The sequence below is a fragment of the Clostridium sp. UBA871 genome (genome assembly GCF_002295255.1).
GTDB classification, from domain to species: domain Bacteria; phylum Bacillota; class Clostridia; order Clostridiales; family Clostridiaceae; genus Clostridium_J; species Clostridium_J sulfidigenes.
Window position 1 is genome coordinate 1 of record NZ_DBFV01000006.1, and the last position, 22,327, is coordinate 22,327.

A 22,327-nucleotide genomic window follows, 5' to 3' on the forward strand; every position below is an offset into this window, starting at 1 on the left:
ATATTTGGGGGTATAGCTCAGCTGGGAGAGCACCTGCCTTGCACGCAGGGGGTCAAGGGTTCGAATCCCTTTATCTCCACCAAAAGCAATCTAAATAGATTGCTTTTTTTTTATATTTATATTACTTAATTAACTATTATATTATTGTTTTAATTAAGTATATAATAATGTAAAGTAATTAAAAAAATTCATTGCAAAGATGGTGTAATTAGTATGAATAGAGTTAAACAATTTATTAATTGTGTATTTGCAAAAATAACTAAAAAAGATATGGAGTTTATTAATAATTATTTAGATGAGAATGAAAAAAAATTACTGTATAAACTCCCGGTTTATGATTTGAAACATTCAGTTAATGTAGCTAGAGATATATATACAAATGAATCTGAAGAAGAAATTAAAAAGAATAATCTTAATCATAAAGAAATTGTAAAATCAGCTATATTACATGATGTCGGTAAAATTAATACTCCTCTAAATGTAATAGATAAATCTATTTTAGTCTTATTAAATAACATTACAAAAACAAAAATAAAAAAATATAGTGATAGAAATTCTAAGATATATATATTCTATAATCATGGAGAAGAAGGTTATAAAATTTTAAAAGAAAAAGGATATGATAAAGAATTTTTGAATATTATAAGAAATCATCATAATTATAAAATACAAAATAAATGGCTAGATATTTTACGAAAGTATGATGATAGAAATTAATACATATAATTAATATAAGTAAATAAATATTTAATAATGAAAGAAAAAATACAATAATATACATGGGTATATGATATACTATTATTTAAATAATATATGTTTATACATGGAGGGGATTATGACAAGCGCAAAGAGAAGAGAAAAAATAAAGAATCTATTAATACAATCTCAAGAACCTGTAAAAGGTCAGATATTAGCAGAAATGTTTGAAGTTACTCGTCAAATTATAGTTAAGGATATAGCTATTATAAGAGCTGAAGGGGTAGATATAATATCTACGCCGAAAGGATATATGGCTTTAAAGGAAAATATCAATAGCATAAAGAAAGTTATAGCTGTTAATCATGGAAGGGAAGAAGTAAAAAATGAACTTGAGACTATTGTTAAATATGGTGCAATTGTAGAAGATGTAATAGTTGAACATCCTCTTTATGGAGAAATAAGAGCTATGCTTATGCTTAAAAATATGATGGATATTGAAAATTTTTATAGTAATTTTAAGCAGTATGAAGCTGAACCTTTAAGCGCATTAACAAATGGAGTTCATCTTCATACAATAATATGTGAAAATGATAGAGTTTTATCAAATATAGTAGAGGAATTAAATAAAAAAGGATTTTTGATTAAAGAATTATAAAAAGGGGTGTAAATATTTTGAAGAAGAAAGCTATGGGGAGTATAGTTTCTATCATAATAATTATATTACTTTTCACTGTTGCTGGAATAAATATAATAGTTGACTATCAATGGTTCAGTGAATTGGGATATATTTCTATATATTTTACTAAGTTATTATCTATAATGAAACTAATGGTTCCCACATTTTTAGTAATATTTATTGGAATAACATTATATTATAAAAGTTTAATACCTAATATTAGAAAGTTAAAAGAGATAGTAGAAATTGATAAAGTTAAAGAGAAAAAAAGGTTTAAAATCTTTTTAGGAATAAATTTTATTATATCTTTATTCTTTTCTTTTAGTTTTGCAAATATATATTGGTACAAAATATTAGAATTTACCAACTCTACAAAGTTTAATGTTAATGATCCTATATTTGATAAGGATATATCATTTTTTACATTTAAGTTACCCTTAATACAATCTTTATATAGTAGTATGATTTCATTATTAGTTTTACTTGTAATAGCTACTTTTATAATTTATATTATTTTAAATGTTAAGGATAAGATTAATAATCACTTTGATAGATCAGATAAGGTTGTAAATTTTAAATCTATGACTAGTGGTATAACAAGTTTTGCAGGAAAACAACTTGCAGTGATAGCTGCATTACTTATGTTAGTTATATCTTTAGGATATATGATAAAAGGATGGAACTTAGCATATTCTCCTAGGGGTATAGTTTTTGGAGCAAGTTATACAGATGTAAACGTATCTTTAAAATTTTATAAAGTGATTTCCATAGTTTCAATTATTTTTGCTGTATTAATATTCTTAAGTATATTGTTTAAAAAAGTTAAACCAATAATATTTTCAGTAATAGTAGTATTTGTACTGATGATTGGGGAAAGTGTTGCAGCAGGAGTTGTTCAACAATTTATTGTTAACTCCAATGAAAAAACATTGGAAAAACCTTATATATCCAAGAATATTGAGTATACTAATATGGCTTATAACATTGATGAAATAGATGAAAATAATTTTGAAATAAAGAATGATTTAGATGCTACAGGTATAAAACAAAATAAAGATATAATTGAAAATATTAAGGTTAATGCATATCGACCTGCTTTAGAATTTTATAATCAATTTCAATATATAAGATATTATTATAAGTTTAATGATATAGATATTGATAGATATAATATTAATGGAAACTATAATCAAGTATTTATAGCACCGAGAGAAATTGATTTTGAAAAGTTAGATGAAAATTCTATTACTTGGCAAAATAGACATTTATCGTATACCCATGGATATGGGGTTGTTATGAGTAAGGTTAACTCGGTAACAAGTGAAGGACAACCTGATTTTATTATGAGCAATATACCTATTGAAAATGAAACGGATATTTCATTAGAGAATCCAAGGATATATTTTGGTGAGAACACTAATGATTATAGTATAGTAAATACAAAGCTTGGAGAAATTGATTATCCAATAGGTGGGGAAAATGCTACTAATAATTATGACGGTAATGCTGGTATATCCATGAGTTATCTAAACAGAATTATATTTGCTATTAAAGAACAAAATAGTAAATTTTTATTATCCCAAGATATAACTAGTGATAGTAAAATTCTACTTCATAGAAATATAGTAGAAAGAGTTAATAAAGTTGCACCTTTTTTAAGATATGATGAAGACCCATATGTAGTTATAAACAATGATAGGCTTTATTGGATTATAGATGCATATACTGTAAGCGACAAGTTCCCATTTTCACAACCTATGGGAGATATAAATTATATTAGAAATTCAGTTAAAGTTATAATTGATGCATATGATGGAACAACAAAGTTTTATATAACAGATAATACAGATCCTATAGTTGCAACCTATGCTAAGATATTTCCTAAGCTATTTACAGACTTAAGTACTTTACCAGATGAAATTAAAGCTCACTTTAAATATCCTCAAGATTTATTTGCAATTCAGAGTGAAATGTTGTCTAAGTACCATGTTTCAGATCCTGGAGTTTTCTACAATGGAGATGATATATGGTCTATAGCTAGTGATGTAGCTACAATTGAAGGTGATGAAGTAAAATCCGAAGCTTCATATGTTACTACTAAATTAGCTGGAGAAGATAAAGAAGAGATGGTTATTTTAGAGTATTTTAATACAAAAGATAGAGATAATATGGTAGGTATGTTTGGTGTTAGAATGGATGGAGATAATTATGGAAAAATGTTTTTATATAAATTTCCAACTGGAGGAACAATATATAGCCCAATGTTATTTAAACAAAAAATAAACCAGGATCCAGAAATATCTAAACAATTATCACTTTGGGACACTAAGGGTTCTCAGGTTCAATTTGGAGAAGTTTTAATAATACCAATAGGAAACTCCTTGTTATATGTAGAACCTCTTTATTTGAGAGCTTCTGGTGAAAATAGCATACCTGAAATGAAAAATGTCATAGTTGGTTACGGAGATAAACTAATACTTGAAAAAGATATAGGAACTGCTATTACTAAGATGTTTAATCTAGAGGCTGAGGGAAATAACAATAACTCTAATAATGAAGGTATAGAAAATAATAAACAAGAAGGAAATTTAAATTCCGATTATTTAGGAAAATTAAAAGAAGCATATACAAATGCTATTGAATCTCAAAAAAATGGAGACTGGGCAAAGTATGGTGAGTATATAAATCAAATAGGAAAATTAATTGACGAATTATCAAAATAAATTTATATAAATAACATGACTAGCTGCTCTAGAGCTTTCGTAGTAAAATGGAAGATAGAGTGGCTAGAATAATTTATATAAAGTAGTAATAACATGCATAGGTGGAGGAAATTATGGATTATGATGTATTGATATTAGGTGGAGGAATTATAGGTTGTGCTATAGCTTATGAATTGTCAAAATATAACCTTAATATTGCAGTTATAGAAAAAGATTATGATATATGTAATGATACACCTTCTATAAACACAGCAACAATATATGATGGACTAGAATGTGAGGATGAATTATCATCTAAGCTAATTAGAAAAGGCAATTTATTAATGGAGGAGTATGCATTAAGATTTAAAGTTCCATATAATAGGTGTGGAACCTTATATATAGCAAGAAATGAAATTCAGGCTATAAGTATTGATAAAATGTATGAAAGAGCTAAAGCAAAAAAAATAGATGATGTAAAACTTCTTATAGGAAAAGAAATATTGGAGTATGAACCTAATATAGAAGGAAATATAATAAAATCAATATATATACCTAATACAGGAGTAATAAGCTCATATGATTTAGCTTTAGCTTATGGTGAAATTGCTTTTGATAATGGAGTTAACTTTAGATTACAAGAAGAGGTTGAATCTATAAATAGTATAAATAAAGGATTCAAGATAAAAACAAGTAAAAATAAATTTACTTGTAAGATAGTTATTGATACAACTAAAGATAAAAATCTACAATTAGTTAATGAGAATAATAAAGAAGATGATAAAGGGAAATATATGAAATATGTGGTTATTGATAAGCCTTATGAAAAGTTATATTCTAACATAATTTTTGATGTAAGAGAAAATGAAAGAATATATATAAGACCTACAATTAACAATGAAACAATAGGGGCTTATAGTAACTATAAAAATGTTCACTATGATAAAGTTATTGAAAAGATAAAACCCCTTACTAAAGAAATTAGTGAAAATGATATAAAAGTAGTAAGAGATTGGCGCCTTTTTGATGAACCTATTATTATACAAGATGATATTATTAATAGTGGATATATAAATATTAAGGTTAATCATTATGCTAAGGTTACAATAACACCATATTTAGCTTTGAACATATCAAAAATAGTAGTTGAAAAGTTAAATTGTAAATTTAAAAAGGATTTTAATGATAAGAGAAGAGAATATTTTAGATTTAAAAATCTATCAAATGAAGAAAGAAATAAAATTATTAAATTAGACAGTAAGTATGGACGTATTATATGTCAGTGTGAAAAAGTTAGCGAAGGTGAGATTGTAGACTCTATTAGAAGACCTTTAGGAGCTAGAACAGTAACCGGGGTAAAAAGGAGAACAGGAGCGGGATTTGGAAGTTGTGATGGGTGTTACTGCAAGGATAAAATAATTGAAATTTTGGCAAGAGAAATGGATAAAAGAGTTACAGAAGTGGTTAATAATTCAAAGGATTCAACCATTTTATTATCAAGAATAAAAGAATTTGATGAAATGTGAGGTAATAAAAAGTGAAGGATAAGGATATATTAACAACTATAGTGAGAGTAAAAGGATCTGCAGAGCGTAGGGTAGTTTCAGTAAAGAGTAGCGAACCTATAGATAAAAGTTTATGGCTTGAATGCTCTAAGTGTCTAAGTAGAATATATGTAGGACCACAGACATCAGAAGGAGATGTTATATGTAAGAATATACTTAATACAGGTGTAGATATAGTATGTACTAAATATGCCTACAAAAATTAATATTAATATTGACAAAAAATATGTTAGGGAATAATATAGACATATATTTAATGAAATAAATTATAAACCGTTGAAGAGAATAGTAGTACTAATTATATATGTAAGAGAGTCAGTGTTTGGTGTAAACTGATATATATATTATTACGAATCCGCCTCTGAGGGACTGTGATGAGCAGTACGGCATTAAGTTTGTCGTTAAATTTGCGAGTGGAATAATTAATTTTATTCAATTAGGGTGGTAACACGGAGTCTTTCGTCCCTTAGGTGGGGTGGAAGGCTTTTTATTTATATCAAAATATATTTATAAGAAAAGGGTAGGAGGAATAACAATGATAGACTTAAAGAAAATAAGAAATAATCCAGATGAAATTAAAGTTAAAATGGAAAATAGAGGAGAGAGTTTTGATTTATCGCTTATAGATGAAGTTGTAGAGCTTGACCAAAAGAGACGTAATATATTAATAGAAGTAGAAGAATTAAAAAATAAAAGAAATAAAACTTCTGCAGAAATTCCTAAGTTAAAAAAACAAGGTATAGATGTATCAGAAACTATGAAGGAAATGAAACAACTTTCAGATACAATAAAAAACTATGATGTGGACTTAAATGAAATAGATCAAAGAATAGAATATATAATGATGAGGATACCTAATATACCTCATGATTCAGTTCCAAATGGTAGTGATGATGAGGATAATGTTGAAATTAAAAAGTGGGGAGAGATAAGAAAGTTTGATTTTAATCCTAAAGAACACTGGACTATAGGTACAGAAAACAATTTATTGGATTTTGAAAGAGCTGGAAAAATTACAGGGTCTAGATTTACTGTTTATAAGGGACTTGGAGCAAGATTAGAAAGATCATTAATAAATTATTTTTTAGATACTCACACTGGTAGAAATGGATATGATGAAATACTTCCCCCATATATGGTAAATAGAAATAGCATGACTGGAACAGGTCAGTTACCTAAGTTTGAAGAAGATGCCTTTAAAGTTAGTGATACAGATTATTTTTTAATACCTACAGCAGAAGTACCTGTAACTAATATTTACAGAGATGAAATCCTTGAAGGAGATAAACTTCCGATAAAATATGCAGCATATAGTGCATGCTTTAGGTCAGAAGCTGGATCTGCTGGAAGAGATACTAGAGGATTAATTAGGCAGCACCAGTTTAATAAAGTAGAATTAGTTAAATTTACAAAAGAAGAAGAATCATATGATGAACTTAATAAATTAGTTCAAGATGCAGAAAGTGTGTTACAAGGATTAGGACTTCCATATAGGATTGTAAAAATATGCAGAGGAGATTTAGGGTTTACTGCTGCTTTAAAATATGATATTGAGGTTTGGATGCCAAGTTATAATAAGTATGTAGAAATATCAAGCTGTAGCAACTTTGAAGATTTCCAAGCAAGACGTGCTAATATAAAATATAAAGATGATCCAAAAGCTAAACCTAAATTTGTTCATACAGTAAATGGTTCAGGGGTTGCTATAGGAAGAGCTTTAGCTGCAGTTCTTGAGAATTATCAAAATGAAGATGGTAGTGTTACAGTACCAGAGGTATTAAGAACATATATGGGGTGTGAAAAGATAACTAGATAAAAAAAATTTAGAATTTATATAAAAGTTTTTCAAAAAAATATTGACACAAGGGCTATTTCTTGATAGAATAACCCTTGTAGGAAATGGAGAGATGGTCGAGTTGGTTTAAGGCACCGGTCTTGAAAACCGGCGTACGTGTGAGCGTACCTAGGGTTCGAATCCCTATCTCTCCGCCATATTTTTAAATTGGAGAAATACTCAAGTGGCTGAAGAGGCGCCCCTGCTAAGGGCGTAGGTCGGGTAACCGTCGCGAGGGTTCAAATCCCTCTTTCTCCGCCATTTAAAAATAACCTATGAAAATTAAATATTTAAAATCAGAGTATGATTTTAATAATTCTACGGAGAGATGGTCGAGTTGGTTTAAGGCACCGGTCTTGAAAACCGGCGTACGTGTGAGCGTACCTAGGGTTCGAATCCCTATCTCTCCGCCATTTTTTTATTTTTTGGAGAAATACTCAAGTGGCTGAAGAGGCGCCCCTGCTAAGGGCGTAGGTCGGGCAACCGTCGCGAGGGTTCAAATCCCTCTTTCTCCGCCAAGATATATTTAAAAATCGGATTCTTAAGAATTCGATTTATTTTTTCGACTCAATAAGGTGTAATAAAATCAAAAAATAATTATTGAAATCATGAGGATTCTATGTTATTATATAATAGTTATTTAAATAACCTTTTGGGGTGTTAGTTAAATGGATATAACATACGGCTACGGACCGTATATTGCGGGTTCGATTCCTACACACCCTGCCATATTTAGTCATTGCAGTTAATTTGCAATGGCTTTTTTATTTTTATATAAATATATAAGAGGGATATGATAAATTTCGACTTCAAATGTAGGAAAATCCATATATAATAATTATATAACGAGTTTATGTATGTAAATTATTATATAATTCAACTAATTTGATTATAGATAAATATATTTAATGTTAGTTACATAATATGTATAATGTGTATTTAGTATAGATTTTTACGCACGATAATTACTATATAAATTATTAATATATGGGGGTATATTTATGATTAAAAGAAAGTCTGATAAGACTTTAAAAAAAAGGAAACATAGTTCATTTAATTTAAAAAGTACATCTCAAAATATAAGCAAAAGTATTAAGAATGCATTTAGCAAAATTACAATTAGACATAAAAACTCCATTAGTAAAAAAATTAGAAATAGTAACAAAATAGATAAGGATAAAATTAATGATATAAGTAACAATATAAATAGTATAAAATCTACAGCTAAGGTTTATAAAGAAGGAAAATTACAGGTTGAAGGAACTAGTGTTAAAAGAAAAATATTAATTAGTATGATAGGTCTTACAATAGTATCAATGATAATAACTAGTACAATTATGTACATAAACTCTTCAAAGACGATTTCAAGTCAGAGTACAGAAAATATGGAGGGTATAACTACATCATCTATACAAACCATATCTGTTATGATGGATAAAGTTACTAATGAGGCTTTTGCTCTATCAAATTCTAAGGATAATCTTAATATCTTATTAAATTATGCTCAGAAAAAAAATAGTAAAGAAGATGTTAAAAATATAAATGAAGGCTTTAAGTCATATATATCTGGTAATAAACATGTAGACAGAATATCATTAGTTAGCCCAGAAGGTGATATAGTAGCTGATAGTGAAGAATCCTTAGTTGGAGCTAATGAAGTTGATAATTCTTATCACAGTACTAGTTCTAGTGGGGGTAAGTGGATAAGTAATACAATTAAATCCGTTGCTGGTGATAAAGGAGTTTTAGTATTTACGTATCCTGTATTAGATGAAGATAACTATAGTAAATGTGTAGGATATATAGCATTACATGTTTATGCTGAGAGTTTTTCTACTTATATTGAAAATATAAAAATTGGACAGATAGAAAATAGTTATGCATATCTAATTGATGAAAAAGGAAATATAATATATCATCCAAACAAAGAAAAAATTGGGCAAACAATAGATATACCTGAAATAAAGGATATAGTAGATAAGGCTATGAAGGGAAGTAATGTAGAAGTTGGATCAGTAGAATATAGGATAAATGGCAATAAAGTAATGTCATCTTTTGGATTAGTACCTAGGACAAATTGGACTATGGTTATAGATGCTAATAGTAATGAAATAAGAAAACCGGTAATAGCAATGGTTAAACAAATAGCATTAGTAGCATTAGCTATAGTTATTATAGGTTCTATTATAATAATGGTAATGGCAAATGTAATTATAAATCCTATAGTTACTGTTGCCGCTTTGGTTAATAAAACAGCTAAGTTAGATTTAACTAATGATAATTTAGCTATAATTAAGTCTAAGGATGAAATAGGTCTTATATATAGATCTATTATAAATATGAGGGAAGTGTTAAGGGAAGTTGTTGGAGATATTGCAGCAACTACTGAAGTATTAACTAATAACGCTAATATAGTAGAAGAATCTACAGAGTCATTAAAAATTAAAGCAGATGAAACATTATTTGAAACTGAAAGTGTATCATCTGGTATAGAAGAAACATCAGCAACTTCTCAAGAAATTGCTGCATCTTCTACTGAAATGATTAAGAGTGTACAGAATATAGCTAGTGAAGCATTAGAAGGATATGAAATAACTAAGGATATTCTTAAGAGAGCTCAGGGCATAAAAGCTAGTGCTATAGACTCTAAAGAAAAATCCAATGATATTTATAATAGTGTAAAAAGTGAGTTGGAAGTTGCTATAACAAGTTCTAAGGAAGTTAAGCAGATTGATAAGTTAGCTGATTCTATACTTAAGATAACTCAACAAACTAATTTATTAGCTTTAAATGCTGCAATAGAAGCTGCTCGTGCAGGAGAAGCAGGAAGAGGGTTCTCTGTAGTTGCAGATGAAGTTAGAAAGTTAGCTGAAGAGTCTGGTAAAACAGCAGCAGATATACAAAGAATAGTTAAAATAGTAAATAAATCTGTAGAAGAATTGGCTCTTAGTGCTGGGCGCATGAGCAATTTCATAGAACAACAAGTAATTAATGATTATGATAAAAATATAGAGCAAGGAGCTTTATACGAAAAAGATGCAGATCAATTCAACAACTTTATGAATGAGTTTAGCAGTGAAGCTGCAGTACTAAATCAAGCTATAGAAGGAATTGTTACTGCCATAGATGAAGTATCAGTAACTGTTACAGAGGGAGCTATGGGAGTATCATCTATATCATCTAAAACTATGGATATAGTAGGAAATATTGAGAGTATAAAAAGTACTGCTATAGAAAACAAGGAAAATGCAGATAAATTAAATAATACTACACTTAAGTTTAGATTATAAAAATAGGAGTAAGAATTTAAATTCTTACTCCTATTTTTTCTCCCATATATACAGAGGTTTCTACTCCTAAATTGCTTTGATAACATATATCTTCATCTAATTTTAATATATGTTCCTTTAGTATAATTATAACTGTTGAGCCACCAAACTTAAAATACCCTTTTTCATCTCCACGGTTAATTTTGGATGATGAGGAGTAGGTTTGAATAATAGAACCAACAAAGGTAGCACCTACTTCTATGTAGATAACATCATCAAAATTATCACTTTTTAGAATACTATACTCTCTTTTATTTTCTGAAAAAACCTTACTTATATTTTCAAGAGCTACGGGGTTAACTGAGTAATATTTACCCTTTATGAATGTGGATTTAGAACAAGTTCCGGAATCAACAAAGTGAAATCTGTGATAATCAGTTGGGCATAATCTAAATATTAAACAAGTACCATTAGAATAATTCTTACTTAATTCTTCATTTTGCAATAACTCATTAAGGGTATATTTAAATCCTTTAACTGTAAAGCTAGAATTCTCATCAATTTTTTCTATAGCTAATAGCTTACCATCGCAGGGAGAGATAAATGATTCATCATCTTTACAGATATTACGACTGTATTTTGAAAGTTTTCTATAAAAAAAGTCATTAAAGGAGCTATATTCATCTATATTTTTTTCATATTCATCTATATTTATGTTGAATCTATCTATAAAGGGGTGTATATATTTTTTACTAAACTTACTATCGCAGCCCATTCCATAGAGCTTACTTAAGAATTTTCCACTTGCAATTTTGGGTATAAAAGTTTTAGCAACTGGGTTACTGTACATAAAATTAAGTATATCTCCACCAGCTACATTTTCTTCACAATAGGTCTTATTTTTTCTATCATAGTATTTTATCATAATATCAACTCCAGATTTATCTTAAATTTAACATAATGATATTATAACAGAAAATATATTAGGTATATAAAGATATCTCCAATTAAGATATAATAATGTATCTTAATTGGAGATATTTAAATAAGTTTTATATTACTTCACTATTAGTTAGTTTCCTCATATCATCATTAGATGGCTTTTCACTTCTCTTTTTAAAGAACTCTTCGGCTATTTGTGGGAAGGCTAAGTAAGAAAGAATATCTTCTTCGCTAGTTGTTATATTTTTCAGTTCTTCTTTTGTCTTTTGGAATGCTGGTTCTAAAGTATCAGCATATCTTCCTTCAATAGGAGTATCATTTCCAAGAGCTTTTTTAAGAACTGCTTCATTTATTTCCCCAGGAGCCTTACCATATTCTCCTCTACAATAAGCTTTAACCTCTTTAAGAACCATTTTATATCTTTCACCAGTTAATACATTAACTGTAGCTTGAGTTCCAACCATTTGACTCATTGGAGTAACAAGTGGAGGGAATCCTAAGTCTTCTCTTACTTTAGGAACTTCTGCAAGAACTGCATCAAGCTTATCAATAGAATTTTGAGCTTTAAGTTGAGAAATCATATTAGATAACATTCCTCCAGGTATTTGGTTTGTAAGTCCTTCAGGCTGAGGAGTTAATACCTTTGGATCTAGTAATCCATCTTCTAAAACTTTTGATCTAACTGGTTTAAAGAAATTATTAATTTGAGTTAAGGTACCTATATTAAGACCTGTTTCGAATCCAGCAGTTTCTAGTGCATGATGCATAGATTCTGTTGGAGGTTGAGCAGTACCACTAGAGAATGAAGAAATTGAACAGTCAATTCCATCTACACCAGCTTCTGCAGCTTTAAAGTAAGCCATTTCAGCAATACCATTTGTGCTGTGAGAGTGTAAAAATACTGGGATTTTAACAGTTTCCTTTATACTCTTAACTATGTCATATGCTATAGAAGGCATTATAAGGCCAGCCATGTCCTTTATACAAATAGAGTTTGCCCCCATATTTTCAAGTTGTTTTGCCAGTTTAGTATAGTTTTTAACATCATGAATTGGACTTACAGTATAAACTATAGTTCCTTGTGCATGAGCACCTTGCTTTATAGTTTCATCCATAGCAACTTCTATATTAGCAAAGTCATTTAATGCATCAAATATTCTTATTATATCCATACCGTGATAAACAGACATTTTAATAAATTCTCTAACTACGTCATCTGGATAGTGTTTATATCCTAAAATATTTTGTCCTCGCAATAACATTTGAAGAGGGGTTTTAGTAACTATTTTCTTTATGTTCTTTAATCTCTCCCATGGATCCTCATTTAAATATCTTAAGCAAGAGTCAAAGGTTGCTCCACCCCAACACTCTAATGAATAATATCCTGCATCATCTAAATCTTTAAGAATAGGTGCAAAATCTTCAAAAGGAAGTCTTGTTGCAATAAGAGATTGATTTGCATCTCTTAGAACTGTTTCGGTTATGTTAATCTTCTTCATTATAAAATCACCTCTGAATTTTTTGTTGCAAAATCACAATATATTAGTATTTTAACATAGATTCAAATAAAAATCTGCAATAAATCATTTATTTTTCTGACAAATATATAAAGTTAAAAGATTTTTTATATTATGTGCATATAATCATGAAAATAATAAATTCTATAGATATATTATTTTTAAATAGTTTATATAGGTTGATTAATTAACATTAAGAGAATAGGTTCATAGTAAAATATAGATATTAATCTATTGACGAAGAATAAATATATTATTATAATAAAGATTAGGTAATATGCGCCCGTAGCTCAGCAGGATAGAGCATCCCCCTCCTAAGGGGAAGGCCGGAGGTTCGACTCCTCTCGTGCGCACCAAAACTTAGTAAGGCTTGCTTTACTAAGTTTTTTTTATATATAATAAAGAGGAGTAAGTTATGGATAATTATTTTTTACAACAAGCAATTATTGAAGCTAAAATTGCAAAGAGTAAAAATGAAGTTCCGGTGGGAGCAATAATAGTAAAAAACAATAAAATAATAGCTACAGGTCATAATATAAAGGAAAATACCAATGATCCTACTAACCATGCAGAAATTATTGCAATAAAAAAAGCATCAGAAGCTATAGGAGATTGGAGACTTAATGAATGTGATATGTATGTTACATTAGAACCATGTCCTATGTGTGCTGGTGCTATTGTTCAAAGCAGAATAAAAAGGTTATATATTGGAACTTTTGACCCCAGAGCTGGTGGATGTGGCTCAGTATTTAATATTACTCAAAGTGGAAATTTAAATCATTGGGTTAATATTAAGTGGCTCTATAATGAAGAATGTAGTAATTTACTACAAGAGTTTTTCAAAGAAAAGAGAAAGGAGAAACTGTAAAGATGGAAGAACAAGCAAAACAGGAGGCATTAAGACAGGCTGTACTAGATAAACATACTAAAGTTTGTATCTGTAAAGTAGTATCTAGAGCAGCTATAAAGAAGGCAATAGCTGATGGAGCTAAATCTTTTGAAGACGTAAAAAAGGCAACAGGGGCTGGAACAGGAAGTTGTAAGGGAACGAGATGTAAACATACTATAGAAGAATTACTAAAAGAATACAAATAATTAATTATATAGATTATAATAATATAAAAAGGATTAAGGAGGGGAATAGATGAATCCAGTAGCCATAAGTATATTTGGATTAGATGTTATGTGGTACGGAATTGTAATATGCTCAGGTACCATGTTAGCGCTTTTATTAAGTCAATATACCTGTAAATTAAAAGGGATAAATTATGATGATGTATTAACTATATTCTTAATTGCATTTCCAATTTCCATAATTGGTGCAAGACTTTATTATGTATTATTCGAGTTTGGATATTATAAGGATAATTTGATGGATATATTTAATATTAGACAAGGTGGCCTTGCTATTCATGGAGGACTAATTGCAGCAGTAATAGTTGTATATATATGTACAAAGAGAAAAAGTATAAAGCTTTCATCCGCACTAGATATGACAGCACCATGTATTATATTAGCCCAAGCCATTGGAAGATGGGGGAATTTCTTTAATCAAGAGGCACATGGTGGACCTGTAACAGAAGCTTTTATAAGTAAGTTTCCGGAGTTCATACAAAGTGGTATGAATATAAATGGAACTTACTATCATCCTACATTTTTATATGAATCAATTTGGAATTTAGTAGTGTTCTTTATACTATTCTATATGTTACACAAGGTTAAAAAGAATGGAGTTGTATTTTTAACTTATATAGGACTATATTCTATAGGAAGATTTTTTATAGAAGGACTTAGAACAGACAGCTTAATGATGTTTGGGCTTAGAACAGCTCAAATTGTAAGTATTATAGGAGTACTTATATGGATTGTAGGGCTTATAATAATATACAGAAGGAAGAATAGTACAATTACACATATTTAAAAAATTAAACCTTTTAGATAATAAGATATTTTTTGTAAATATTGATTATCTAAAAGGTTATTTTTATTTGGCACTATAAAGATATTTAATCTCTTAAATTAGTGCTACCGGTATTAAGATAAAAAGACAATTTACCTGCTAAATTTTGAAGAGGCATAGTTTGAAGGTATACTTTTCCGGGGCCTGTTAGTGTTGTTAAAAATAAGCCTTCACCACCAAAGAATATGTTTTTTAGTCCCTTAACCATTTCAATATCAAAATTTACACTTGGTTCAAAAGCAGCTACATGGCCGGTATCTACTTTTATTCTTTCTCCAGGATTTAAGTTAAGCTCTTCAACATGACCATCAAATTCTAAAAGAACTGTTCCAGGACCGGTTATTCTTTGAAGGATAAAACCCTCGCCACCAAATAAGCCGCTAGAAAATCTTTTTTTAAAATGAATATTAAGACTTACAGAATCTTCAGCTGCCATGAAAGCACCTTTTTGACAAATTATAGATTCATTAGATTGGAGCTCTTTAGCCATTATTCTACCTGGCACAGAACAGGGGAATGCTATTTTTCCTACATTTCCTGAGCAAGTAAAGGTATTTAAAAATAAGCTTTCGCCTGATAGAGATCTTCCTATACTTTTAAATAGGCCACCTTTAATGTTAGAGTCCATAATTATATTGTCACTCATCCAACCCATAGCTCCTGATTCAGAGACAATTTTATCTCCACTATTTAGGTAACAGATAGCTACTGGCATGGAACCACCTTTAATTTCATAATTAATCATAAACAACTACCTCCATTCATATTATTTTATGATAAGTATATATATATTATTAATTTAAATTGAAAACTTTGTTAATTCTAATGAGATTATACTACAATTGGAATATATTTTTAAATAAGTTTTACTTGAAAGTAATGATTTTAAATAGTATAATAATGAATACACGATATGGAGAGATGTCCGAGTGGTCGAAGGAGCACGCCTGGAAAGCGTGTATAGGGGCAACTCTATCAGGGGTTCAAATCCCCTTCTCTCCGCCATGTCGTACTAGATGGGGAGTTAGCGGTGCCCTGTAACCTGCAATCCGCTACAGCAGGATTGAATTCCTTGCTGAGGTATCAATTTGTATGGTCTGGCCTATATAAGTGGCGTTGATAACTGGGTCCCACGCAATGGAAACTCATGAACCTCGTCAGGTCTGGAAGGAAGCAGCGATAAGTGAGACCTTCCATGTGCCGTGGATTAACCTGGTTTGAGTTAACTGTATAGGTAACGCATATAAACTGATTATCGAAGCAAGGTGTACGACTTTATTTTTTATTTAAGATGTTAAAGACATCTTTTTTTTTATCCTTTTTTAAATAATTAATTTGAAATATAAATTAAATGAGTTAGTTTATATTGAAATATTTTAGAAAAACTAGATATATATAATTGATTACTTAATATAAGTTAGTAAAGAATATAGAATATAACTATGAGAAGTATTATAATAGATAAGATAAGAATTATTTTTGAGTAGAATAAATAATTAAGAAGTATTGTAGATATATATTTATTTAGAAATTTTAATGTAAGGAGTGAGGATACATGGGATATAAAGCACTTTATAGAGAGTGGAGACCTAAATTATTTAGCGACGTAGTTGGACAGCAGCATATAACTACAACGCTTAAAAATGCCATAAAAAGCGATAGGATAGCTCATGCATACTTACTATGCGGAACTAGAGGAACGGGTAAAACTTCAACAGCAAAAATACTTGCAAAGGCAATAAATTGTTTAAACCCTATAGAAGGTGAACCATGTAATGAATGTGAGATGTGTAAAAGTATAAACCAAGGCACAGCTATAGATGTAACAGAGCTAGATGCAGCATCTCACAATAGTGTTGATAATATAAGGGATATTATAGATGATGTTCAATATCCACCACAAGAAGCTAAGTATAAGGTGTTTATCATAGATGAGGTTCATATGCTATCTATTGGTGCAGTTAATGCATTTCTTAAGACATTAGAAGAACCACCAAGTAGAGTAATTTTTATATTAGCAACTACTGATCCTCAAAAGCTTCCTATAACAATATTATCAAGATGTCAACGGTTTGATTTTAAGAGAATAAGTAGTGAAAATATATTTTTAAGGTTAAAACAAATAACCGATTCATTATCAGTAAACATTGAAGAAGGTAGCTTAAGGTTATTATCTAGAATGTGTGATGGAGCAATGAGAGATGCTTTATCCATATTAGATCAAGCTATATCAATAAACAATATAGTTAGATATGAGGATTTAGTAGATATGTTAGGAATAACTACTAATGACAGCATGGTGACTATAGTAGATAATGTTATAAATCGAGATACAGAGGGATGCATAAGAGTAGTAAATAAATTAATATTGGATGGAAAAGATATTAACTTACTAATTAGAGATTTGATTACTCATATGAGAAATCTATTAATGATAAATGTAAGTAATAATTTAGAAGATGTATTGGATATGTCTATTGAAAACATAGAAAGTATAAAAAATCAAAGCACTAGAATTAGAGTAGAGGAAATCATGAGGTGTATAAGTATACTTCAAGAAGCCGAAGATAGCTCTAAGGGTACAAAGCAGGCTAGAATATATTTAGAACTAGCAATAATAAAAATGTGTAAGATAAAATATGATACCTCCATGGAAACTATATTAGCTAGACTGAATAGATTAGAGGATAAAATTGCATCAGCGAATATTACAGTACAAAGTGCAATAAAAGAAGCAAAGGAAATAAGACCAGAAATAAATCCAAGTATAAATAAAGTTGAAACAAGCAAACCAGTAGAGCTTAATAATGAAAATATAGAATTACCAATTGCAGCAGGAGAAAGTAAGCTAAATGTTGAAATTATTAGAAAGTCTTTTAAAGATATTCAAAATATCCTTAAGCAAAAAAATAATATGGTAATAGCTACAGCGTTAATGATGGGAAAAGTTCAGAAATTCAAGAATGGAGTTATTACCGTCGGCTTTACAAAGGAATATAATTTTCATAAACAAAGACTTGAAAGAGAAGAATATAGAAAGATTATAAATGATATATTCTCAGAGGTATTAGATGAGAAGGTTCATGTTACTTATGAAATAGAAAATGATAATATAAATAGGGAAGTTAATAAAGAAAAAATACTATCAGATATATTTCCTGAGGCATTAGTGGAAATATGTGATGAATAAAATTTAAAGGTTTTAATAAATTGATGGTTACATTATAATATAATATTATATACTAGTTATAATGAAATATAATTTTTAGGAGGTATTACAATGGCAAAAGGCGGATTTCCAGGAATGGGTGGAAATATGAATAACTTAATGAAGCAAGCACAAAAGCTACAAAAACAAATGGAGGAAGCTCAGAAAGATTTAGAAACTAAAGAGTTTGAAGCATCTGTTGGTGGTGGAGCTGTAACAGTAAGAGTATCTGGTAAAAAAGAATTAAAAGATATAATAATTAAACCAGAAGTAGTTGATCCAGATGATGTAGAAATGTTACAAGATTTAGTTTTAACAGCTGTAAATGAAGCTTTGAAGAAAGCAGAAGAAGAAACTAATTCATCTATGGGAAAACTAACTGGTGGACTTAATATACCAGGAATGTTTTAATAGAGGTGACTAATTTGGATTTTTATCCTATAGCTATAGAAAAACTAATTGAGGAATTTGGAAAGCTACCGGGGATAGGGAGTAAAACTGCTCAAAGACTTACATTGCATGTTTTAAATCTTCCTAAAGATGAGGTTGAAGGATTTGCTAATGCATTAGTGAAGGCAAGAGGTACAATAAAGTATTGTTCAATATGTGGAAATTTTACTGATAGCGATCCATGTGCTATATGCTCAAATCCTAACAGAGATAAAAGTACAATATGTGTAATTGAGCAACCTAAAGATATAATGACCATTGAAAAAGTTAGGGAATTTAATGGGGTATATCATGTACTTCATGGCACAATATCTCCAATGCAAGGTAGAGGACCAGATGACATAAAGTTAAAAGAATTGATAACTAGGGTAAATAATGATTTAAAGGAAATCATCGTTGCAACAAATCCTAACATAGAAGGTGAAGCAACTGCCATGTATATATCAAAAATATTAAAACCTTTTGGAGTTAAAGTTACAAGAATAGCTCATGGAATTCCAGTAGGTGGAGATTTAGAATATGCAGATGAAGTTACTTTATCTAAAGCCCTAGAAGGTAGAAAAGAAATATAATTATTTATACAGGAGACTTGTGAGAATAACTGATATATTTTCACAAGTCTTTTTTATCCGATGACTACCAGCTCTAATACTTCATCCTCTTCAAAATGGGAGTAAAACTTCCCCTGAAACAAATAACTCTGTTTATATAACATACAATTCAAATAACAAGTATATCTCATCCATTATATGTCAAAAATATATTTAAGTATATATAATGGAGGTATTATTATGAACAGAGATAAAATAATAGAGACTATACTAGCTAAAAATATTTATACACCTGAGCAGCGTGAAATAATCAAAGGAATACAGGACTCAATAGCGGAAATTGAAGTTGCTAGAAGTTGCTTCGATAATGTTAGTGATAAAAGTTTAATAGATATATCTATATATAAAGAAGATGAAGCTAAAGCTAAATATGTATATTTTCTAAACCAAGCAAAGAAAAGTGGAATAACAGTGAGTGTTGATTGTATGATAGAAGAATTAAATTATTGCAATAAGTGGTAATATAAAGTAAAATAACTAATAAATTTATTAATAGATAAAATTATTTAAGAATTAAGCATAAGATTTTATTTTAATGATTACTAAAACAATTTTAATTATAAGGGGGATGAAAATGCCAAACATTATATTTTTTATAATAGCTATAGTTGCAATATTTATAATTGGTAAAATATTTGCATGGCCACTAAAGGTTCTATTAAACTTAATTGTTAATGGAATAGCTGGGGGTATATTATTGTGGTTAATAAATTTAGTAGGTGGAAACTTTGGACTAGTAATACCTATTAATGCAATAACAGCACTTATAGCTGGAATACTTGGTATACCAGGGGTGTTATTCTTAATAATATTGAATTATCTTAGATAGGGAAAAGGGAGTGTGGTAAAATAACTTTTTAATAAGTTAGTAGCTACGCTCCTTTTTTAAACTGATGGATATAATAGGGGGAATTAATATGTAAATTTTAAAAAAACAAAAAATGTATTTACAGAATATTTTTAAAATGGTAGAATTTATTTATCAAATGGGGGTGTATGTATGGGATTTAATGAATTTAAATATGAAAGACCAGATTATGAAAAAATAAAAGAAAAATTAATGGGTCTAATAGATAAAACAAATGAGAGTAACAACATAATCGAAGTTAAAGAGCTTATTAATGAAATTAATGAAATTAGAAATGAAATAGTTACTTTAGGTACTATAGCTAACATAAGATATAGTATAAATACTGAGGATGAGTTTTATAGTAAAGAAAGAGAATATTGGGATGAATATGATCCTCTATATAACGAAATAAACTCAGAATTTTATAAAGTTATTGTAAATAGTAAATTCAGATTAGAATTAGAAAAAGAATTTGGAAAACAATTCTTTAGTATAGCAGAATATAATATAAAATCATTTTCTAAAGAAGTAATAAAGGATTTACAATTAGAAAATAAACTATCATCAGAATATAGTAAACTTATAGCTTCAGCTAAAATTATGTTTGAAGGTGAAGAAAGAAACTTATCTGGATTAACTCCATTTATATTGTCAGAAGATAGAGATATGAGAAGACGTGCTAGTGAAGCTAAGTATAAGTTCTTTACAGATAATGAAACAGAAATAGATAGATTATATGATGAGATGGTTAAGGTTAGAACTACTATAGCACATAAGCTTGGATTTAAAAACTTTGTAGAACTTGGATATGTGAGAATGTTAAGAACTGACTACAATTCAGAAATGGTAAGTAAATTTAGAGATCAAGTAAAAGATTATATAGTACCGATAGCAAATAAACTATATAAAAGACAAGTAGAAAGGTTAGAGTTAGATCAACTTAAATATTATGATGAAAAGTTTGAATTTTTAACTGGAAATGCTAAACCTAAAGGAAATCCGGAATGGATAGTTAATAATGGTAAAAACATGTATTCTGAACTTTCAGCTGAAACTAAAGAATTTTTTGATTTCATGATAGAAAATGACTTAATGGATTTAGTTACTAAAAAGGGCAAGCAAGGTGGCGGATACTGTACTTATATACCAAACTATCAATCACCGTTTATATTTTCAAATTTTAATGGTACTTCAGGAGATGTAGATGTATTAACTCATGAAGCTGGTCATGCATTCCAATGTTATAGAAGTAGATGGATTTCTATTCCAGAATGTAACTTCCCAACTTATGAGAGTTGTGAGATTCACTCAATGAGCATGGAATTTTTCACTTGGCCATGGATGAAACTTTTCTTTGAAGATGAAGAAGCTAAATATAAATACTCTCATTTAGGAGATGCTATTAAATTTATTCCTTATGGTGTAACAGTAGATGAATTCCAGCACTTTGTATATGAGAATCCAGATGCTACGCCAGATGAAAGGAAAAAGGCATGGAGAAATATTGAGAAAAAATATCTACCTCATAAAAATTATGAAGAATGTGATTTCTTAGAAAGAGGTGGATGGTGGTTCCAACAGGCACACATATTTAATAGTCCATTTTATTATATAGATTATACACTAGCTCAAATATGTGCTCTTCAATTTTGGAAAAAAGATCAAGATAATCATGAACAAGCATGGGAAGATTATTTAAGATTATGTAATGTTGGAGGTACAATGTCATTTGTAAATCTAGTTAAACATGCTAATTTAATTTCACCATTTGAAGAAGGATGCGTAAGCTCAGTAACTGGTGAGATAGATAAATACTTAGGAAGTATAGATGATAAAAATCTTTAATAGTAAGTTAAATGATGTAGTGATGAAAACAATCACTACATCATTTTTTTATGATAATGTATTTGATAGATAGGTATATTTCTAAAAAGAAAATTACAGTAGTCAATATATAGCAAGGTTTTATAGAAGAAAATATATAAATATTTATATAGGTTACCTTTTATATAGTTAACTAGTTAAATAGTTGTTTTATTCATGC

Annotated in this window: 19 protein-coding genes, 8 tRNA genes, 1 other RNA gene and 1 other annotated feature; of the genes, 25 read left to right on the forward strand and 3 right to left on the reverse strand. The window is 29.1% G+C overall.

Annotated features, from left to right (window positions below):
- Nucleotides 1–6: 6 nt before the first annotated feature.
- The 13 genes from B3086_RS10570 (at nucleotide 7) to B3086_RS10630 (ending at nucleotide 10,766) form a co-directional block, all read left to right on the forward strand.
- A tRNA-Ala gene (locus B3086_RS10570) sits at nucleotides 7–82 on the forward strand.
- 131 nt (nucleotides 83–213) lie between these two features.
- Complete coding sequence (locus B3086_RS10575) at nucleotides 214–717, forward strand: HDIG domain-containing metalloprotein (RefSeq protein WP_346849268.1); 504 nt, start codon at nucleotides 214–216, stop codon at nucleotides 715–717.
- A gap of 118 nt (nucleotides 718–835) precedes the next feature.
- The gene (locus tag B3086_RS10580) at nucleotides 836–1,354 is read left to right on the forward strand and encodes a 3H domain-containing protein (RefSeq protein WP_150843600.1); all 519 of its coding nucleotides are present in this window, start codon (nucleotides 836–838) and stop codon (nucleotides 1,352–1,354) included.
- Nucleotides 1,355–1,371: 17 nt separating this feature from the next.
- Nucleotides 1,372–4,098, forward strand: coding sequence for a UPF0182 family protein (locus B3086_RS10585; RefSeq protein WP_346849267.1), 2,727 nt, complete (start codon nucleotides 1,372–1,374; stop codon nucleotides 4,096–4,098).
- 113 nt (nucleotides 4,099–4,211) lie between these two features.
- A complete protein-coding gene (locus tag B3086_RS10590; protein WP_346880466.1) occupies nucleotides 4,212–5,603 on the forward strand; it encodes an FAD-dependent oxidoreductase in 1,392 nt (463 codons plus the stop codon).
- Between the two features lie 11 nt (nucleotides 5,604–5,614).
- Complete coding sequence (locus B3086_RS10595) at nucleotides 5,615–5,848, forward strand: DUF1667 domain-containing protein (protein ID WP_035135636.1); 234 nt, start codon at nucleotides 5,615–5,617, stop codon at nucleotides 5,846–5,848.
- Nucleotides 5,849–5,909: 61 nt separating this feature from the next.
- Nucleotides 5,910–6,112: a binding site (T-box leader), on the forward strand.
- A gap of 65 nt (nucleotides 6,113–6,177) precedes the next feature.
- Nucleotides 6,178–7,458 (forward strand): serine--tRNA ligase, encoded by a 1,281-nt coding sequence (gene serS / locus B3086_RS10600; RefSeq protein WP_346880467.1) that lies wholly within the window; start codon nucleotides 6,178–6,180, stop codon nucleotides 7,456–7,458.
- An 85-nt stretch (nucleotides 7,459–7,543) separates the two neighbouring features.
- Nucleotides 7,544–7,634: transfer RNA gene (locus B3086_RS10605), tRNA-Ser, on the forward strand.
- A gap of 12 nt (nucleotides 7,635–7,646) precedes the next feature.
- Nucleotides 7,647–7,737 (forward strand) — tRNA-Ser (locus B3086_RS10610).
- A 61-nt stretch (nucleotides 7,738–7,798) separates the two neighbouring features.
- A tRNA-Ser gene (locus B3086_RS10615) sits at nucleotides 7,799–7,889 on the forward strand.
- Nucleotides 7,890–7,903: 14 nt separating this feature from the next.
- Nucleotides 7,904–7,994 (forward strand) — tRNA-Ser (locus tag B3086_RS10620).
- Between the two features lie 136 nt (nucleotides 7,995–8,130).
- A tRNA-Arg gene (locus B3086_RS10625) sits at nucleotides 8,131–8,205 on the forward strand.
- Between the two features lie 272 nt (nucleotides 8,206–8,477).
- The gene (locus B3086_RS10630; RefSeq protein ID WP_346880468.1) at nucleotides 8,478–10,766 is read left to right on the forward strand and encodes a methyl-accepting chemotaxis protein; all 2,289 of its coding nucleotides are present in this window, start codon (nucleotides 8,478–8,480) and stop codon (nucleotides 10,764–10,766) included.
- A 16-nt stretch (nucleotides 10,767–10,782) separates the two neighbouring features.
- Here the strand turns inward: B3086_RS10630 and B3086_RS10635 are convergent, their stop codons facing one another.
- Complete coding sequence (locus B3086_RS10635; RefSeq protein WP_346849263.1) at nucleotides 10,783–11,670, reverse strand: phosphatidylserine decarboxylase; 888 nt, start codon at nucleotides 11,668–11,670, stop codon at nucleotides 10,783–10,785.
- Between the two features lie 127 nt (nucleotides 11,671–11,797).
- Nucleotides 11,798–13,186: a pyruvate carboxylase subunit B gene (locus tag B3086_RS10640; protein ID WP_346893379.1), complete on the reverse strand. Its 1,389-nt coding sequence runs from the start codon at nucleotides 13,184–13,186 to the stop codon at nucleotides 11,798–11,800.
- Nucleotides 13,187–13,483: 297 nt separating this feature from the next.
- Here B3086_RS10640 and B3086_RS10645 point away from each other — a divergent pair.
- From B3086_RS10645 to lgt, 4 genes are all read left to right on the forward strand, one after another.
- Nucleotides 13,484–13,560, forward strand: a tRNA-Arg gene (locus tag B3086_RS10645).
- A gap of 59 nt (nucleotides 13,561–13,619) precedes the next feature.
- Nucleotides 13,620–14,072, forward strand: a complete 453-nt coding sequence (gene tadA / locus B3086_RS10650; protein WP_035134639.1) for a tRNA adenosine(34) deaminase TadA — start codon at nucleotides 13,620–13,622, stop codon at nucleotides 14,070–14,072.
- A gap of 2 nt (nucleotides 14,073–14,074) precedes the next feature.
- Nucleotides 14,075–14,299, forward strand: coding sequence for a (2Fe-2S)-binding protein (locus B3086_RS10655; RefSeq protein WP_035134638.1), 225 nt, complete (start codon nucleotides 14,075–14,077; stop codon nucleotides 14,297–14,299).
- 49 nt (nucleotides 14,300–14,348) lie between these two features.
- Nucleotides 14,349–15,125 carry a prolipoprotein diacylglyceryl transferase gene (lgt, locus tag B3086_RS10660; RefSeq protein ID WP_346849261.1) on the forward strand — a complete coding sequence of 259 codons (777 nt, stop codon included), beginning with the start codon at nucleotides 14,349–14,351 and terminating at the stop codon, nucleotides 15,123–15,125.
- Nucleotides 15,126–15,210: 85 nt separating this feature from the next.
- Here the strand turns inward: lgt and B3086_RS10665 are convergent, their stop codons facing one another.
- Nucleotides 15,211–15,906 (reverse strand): TIGR00266 family protein, encoded by a 696-nt coding sequence (locus B3086_RS10665; RefSeq protein WP_422652244.1) that lies wholly within the window; start codon nucleotides 15,904–15,906, stop codon nucleotides 15,211–15,213.
- A gap of 173 nt (nucleotides 15,907–16,079) precedes the next feature.
- Here B3086_RS10665 and B3086_RS10670 point away from each other — a divergent pair.
- The 8 genes from B3086_RS10670 to B3086_RS10705 all read left to right on the forward strand — a co-directional run bounded on the left by B3086_RS10670 (nucleotide 16,080) and on the right by B3086_RS10705 (nucleotide 22,128).
- Nucleotides 16,080–16,169, forward strand: a tRNA-Ser gene (locus tag B3086_RS10670).
- A 2-nt stretch (nucleotides 16,170–16,171) separates the two neighbouring features.
- Nucleotides 16,172–16,437: signal recognition particle sRNA large type (ffs, locus tag B3086_RS10675), an RNA gene on the forward strand.
- A gap of 282 nt (nucleotides 16,438–16,719) precedes the next feature.
- Nucleotides 16,720–18,354 (forward strand): DNA polymerase III subunit gamma/tau, encoded by a 1,635-nt coding sequence (dnaX, locus tag B3086_RS10680; RefSeq protein WP_346880472.1) that lies wholly within the window; start codon nucleotides 16,720–16,722, stop codon nucleotides 18,352–18,354.
- A 90-nt stretch (nucleotides 18,355–18,444) separates the two neighbouring features.
- On the forward strand, nucleotides 18,445–18,783 hold the full coding sequence (locus B3086_RS10685; protein ID WP_150843612.1) for a YbaB/EbfC family nucleoid-associated protein: 339 nt from the start codon (nucleotides 18,445–18,447) through the stop codon (nucleotides 18,781–18,783).
- Nucleotides 18,784–18,797: 14 nt separating this feature from the next.
- Nucleotides 18,798–19,394: a recombination mediator RecR gene (gene recR / locus B3086_RS10690; RefSeq protein ID WP_346849269.1), complete on the forward strand. Its 597-nt coding sequence runs from the start codon at nucleotides 18,798–18,800 to the stop codon at nucleotides 19,392–19,394.
- Nucleotides 19,395–19,613: 219 nt separating this feature from the next.
- Nucleotides 19,614–19,895 carry a DUF2508 family protein gene (locus B3086_RS10695; RefSeq protein WP_346849258.1) on the forward strand — a complete coding sequence of 94 codons (282 nt, stop codon included), beginning with the start codon at nucleotides 19,614–19,616 and terminating at the stop codon, nucleotides 19,893–19,895.
- Between the two features lie 106 nt (nucleotides 19,896–20,001).
- Nucleotides 20,002–20,262 (forward strand): pro-sigmaK processing inhibitor BofA family protein, encoded by a 261-nt coding sequence (locus B3086_RS10700; RefSeq protein WP_346849257.1) that lies wholly within the window; start codon nucleotides 20,002–20,004, stop codon nucleotides 20,260–20,262.
- 171 nt (nucleotides 20,263–20,433) lie between these two features.
- Nucleotides 20,434–22,128: a M3 family oligoendopeptidase gene (locus B3086_RS10705; protein ID WP_346849256.1), complete on the forward strand. Its 1,695-nt coding sequence runs from the start codon at nucleotides 20,434–20,436 to the stop codon at nucleotides 22,126–22,128.
- Nucleotides 22,129–22,327: the final 199 nt, after the last annotated feature.

Excerpts from the sequence above, each read along its gene's own strand:
- B3086_RS10575 (WP_346849268.1), top strand. The coding sequence starts at position 214 with ATGAATAGAGTTAAACAATTTATTAATTGTGTATTTGCAAAAATAACT.
- B3086_RS10580 (WP_150843600.1), top strand. The coding sequence starts at position 836 with ATGACAAGCGCAAAGAGAAGAGAAAAAATAAAGAATCTATTAATACAA.
- B3086_RS10590 (WP_346880466.1), top strand. The coding sequence starts at position 4,212 with ATGGATTATGATGTATTGATATTAGGTGGAGGAATTATAGGTTGTGCT.
- serS (WP_346880467.1), top strand. The coding sequence starts at position 6,178 with ATGATAGACTTAAAGAAAATAAGAAATAATCCAGATGAAATTAAAGTT.
- B3086_RS10630 (WP_346880468.1), top strand. The coding sequence starts at position 8,478 with ATGATTAAAAGAAAGTCTGATAAGACTTTAAAAAAAAGGAAACATAGT.
- B3086_RS10635 (WP_346849263.1), bottom strand. The coding sequence starts at position 11,670 with ATGATAAAATACTATGATAGAAAAAATAAGACCTATTGTGAAGAAAAT.
- B3086_RS10640 (WP_346893379.1), bottom strand. The coding sequence starts at position 13,186 with ATGAAGAAGATTAACATAACCGAAACAGTTCTAAGAGATGCAAATCAA.
- tadA (WP_035134639.1), top strand. The coding sequence starts at position 13,620 with ATGGATAATTATTTTTTACAACAAGCAATTATTGAAGCTAAAATTGCA.
- B3086_RS10655 (WP_035134638.1), top strand. The coding sequence starts at position 14,075 with ATGGAAGAACAAGCAAAACAGGAGGCATTAAGACAGGCTGTACTAGAT.
- lgt (WP_346849261.1), top strand. The coding sequence starts at position 14,349 with ATGAATCCAGTAGCCATAAGTATATTTGGATTAGATGTTATGTGGTAC.
- dnaX (WP_346880472.1), top strand. The coding sequence starts at position 16,720 with ATGGGATATAAAGCACTTTATAGAGAGTGGAGACCTAAATTATTTAGC.
- B3086_RS10685 (WP_150843612.1), top strand. The coding sequence starts at position 18,445 with ATGGCAAAAGGCGGATTTCCAGGAATGGGTGGAAATATGAATAACTTA.
- B3086_RS10695 (WP_346849258.1), top strand. The coding sequence starts at position 19,614 with ATGAACAGAGATAAAATAATAGAGACTATACTAGCTAAAAATATTTAT.
- B3086_RS10700 (WP_346849257.1), top strand. The coding sequence starts at position 20,002 with ATGAAAATGCCAAACATTATATTTTTTATAATAGCTATAGTTGCAATA.
- B3086_RS10705 (WP_346849256.1), top strand. The coding sequence starts at position 20,434 with ATGGGATTTAATGAATTTAAATATGAAAGACCAGATTATGAAAAAATA.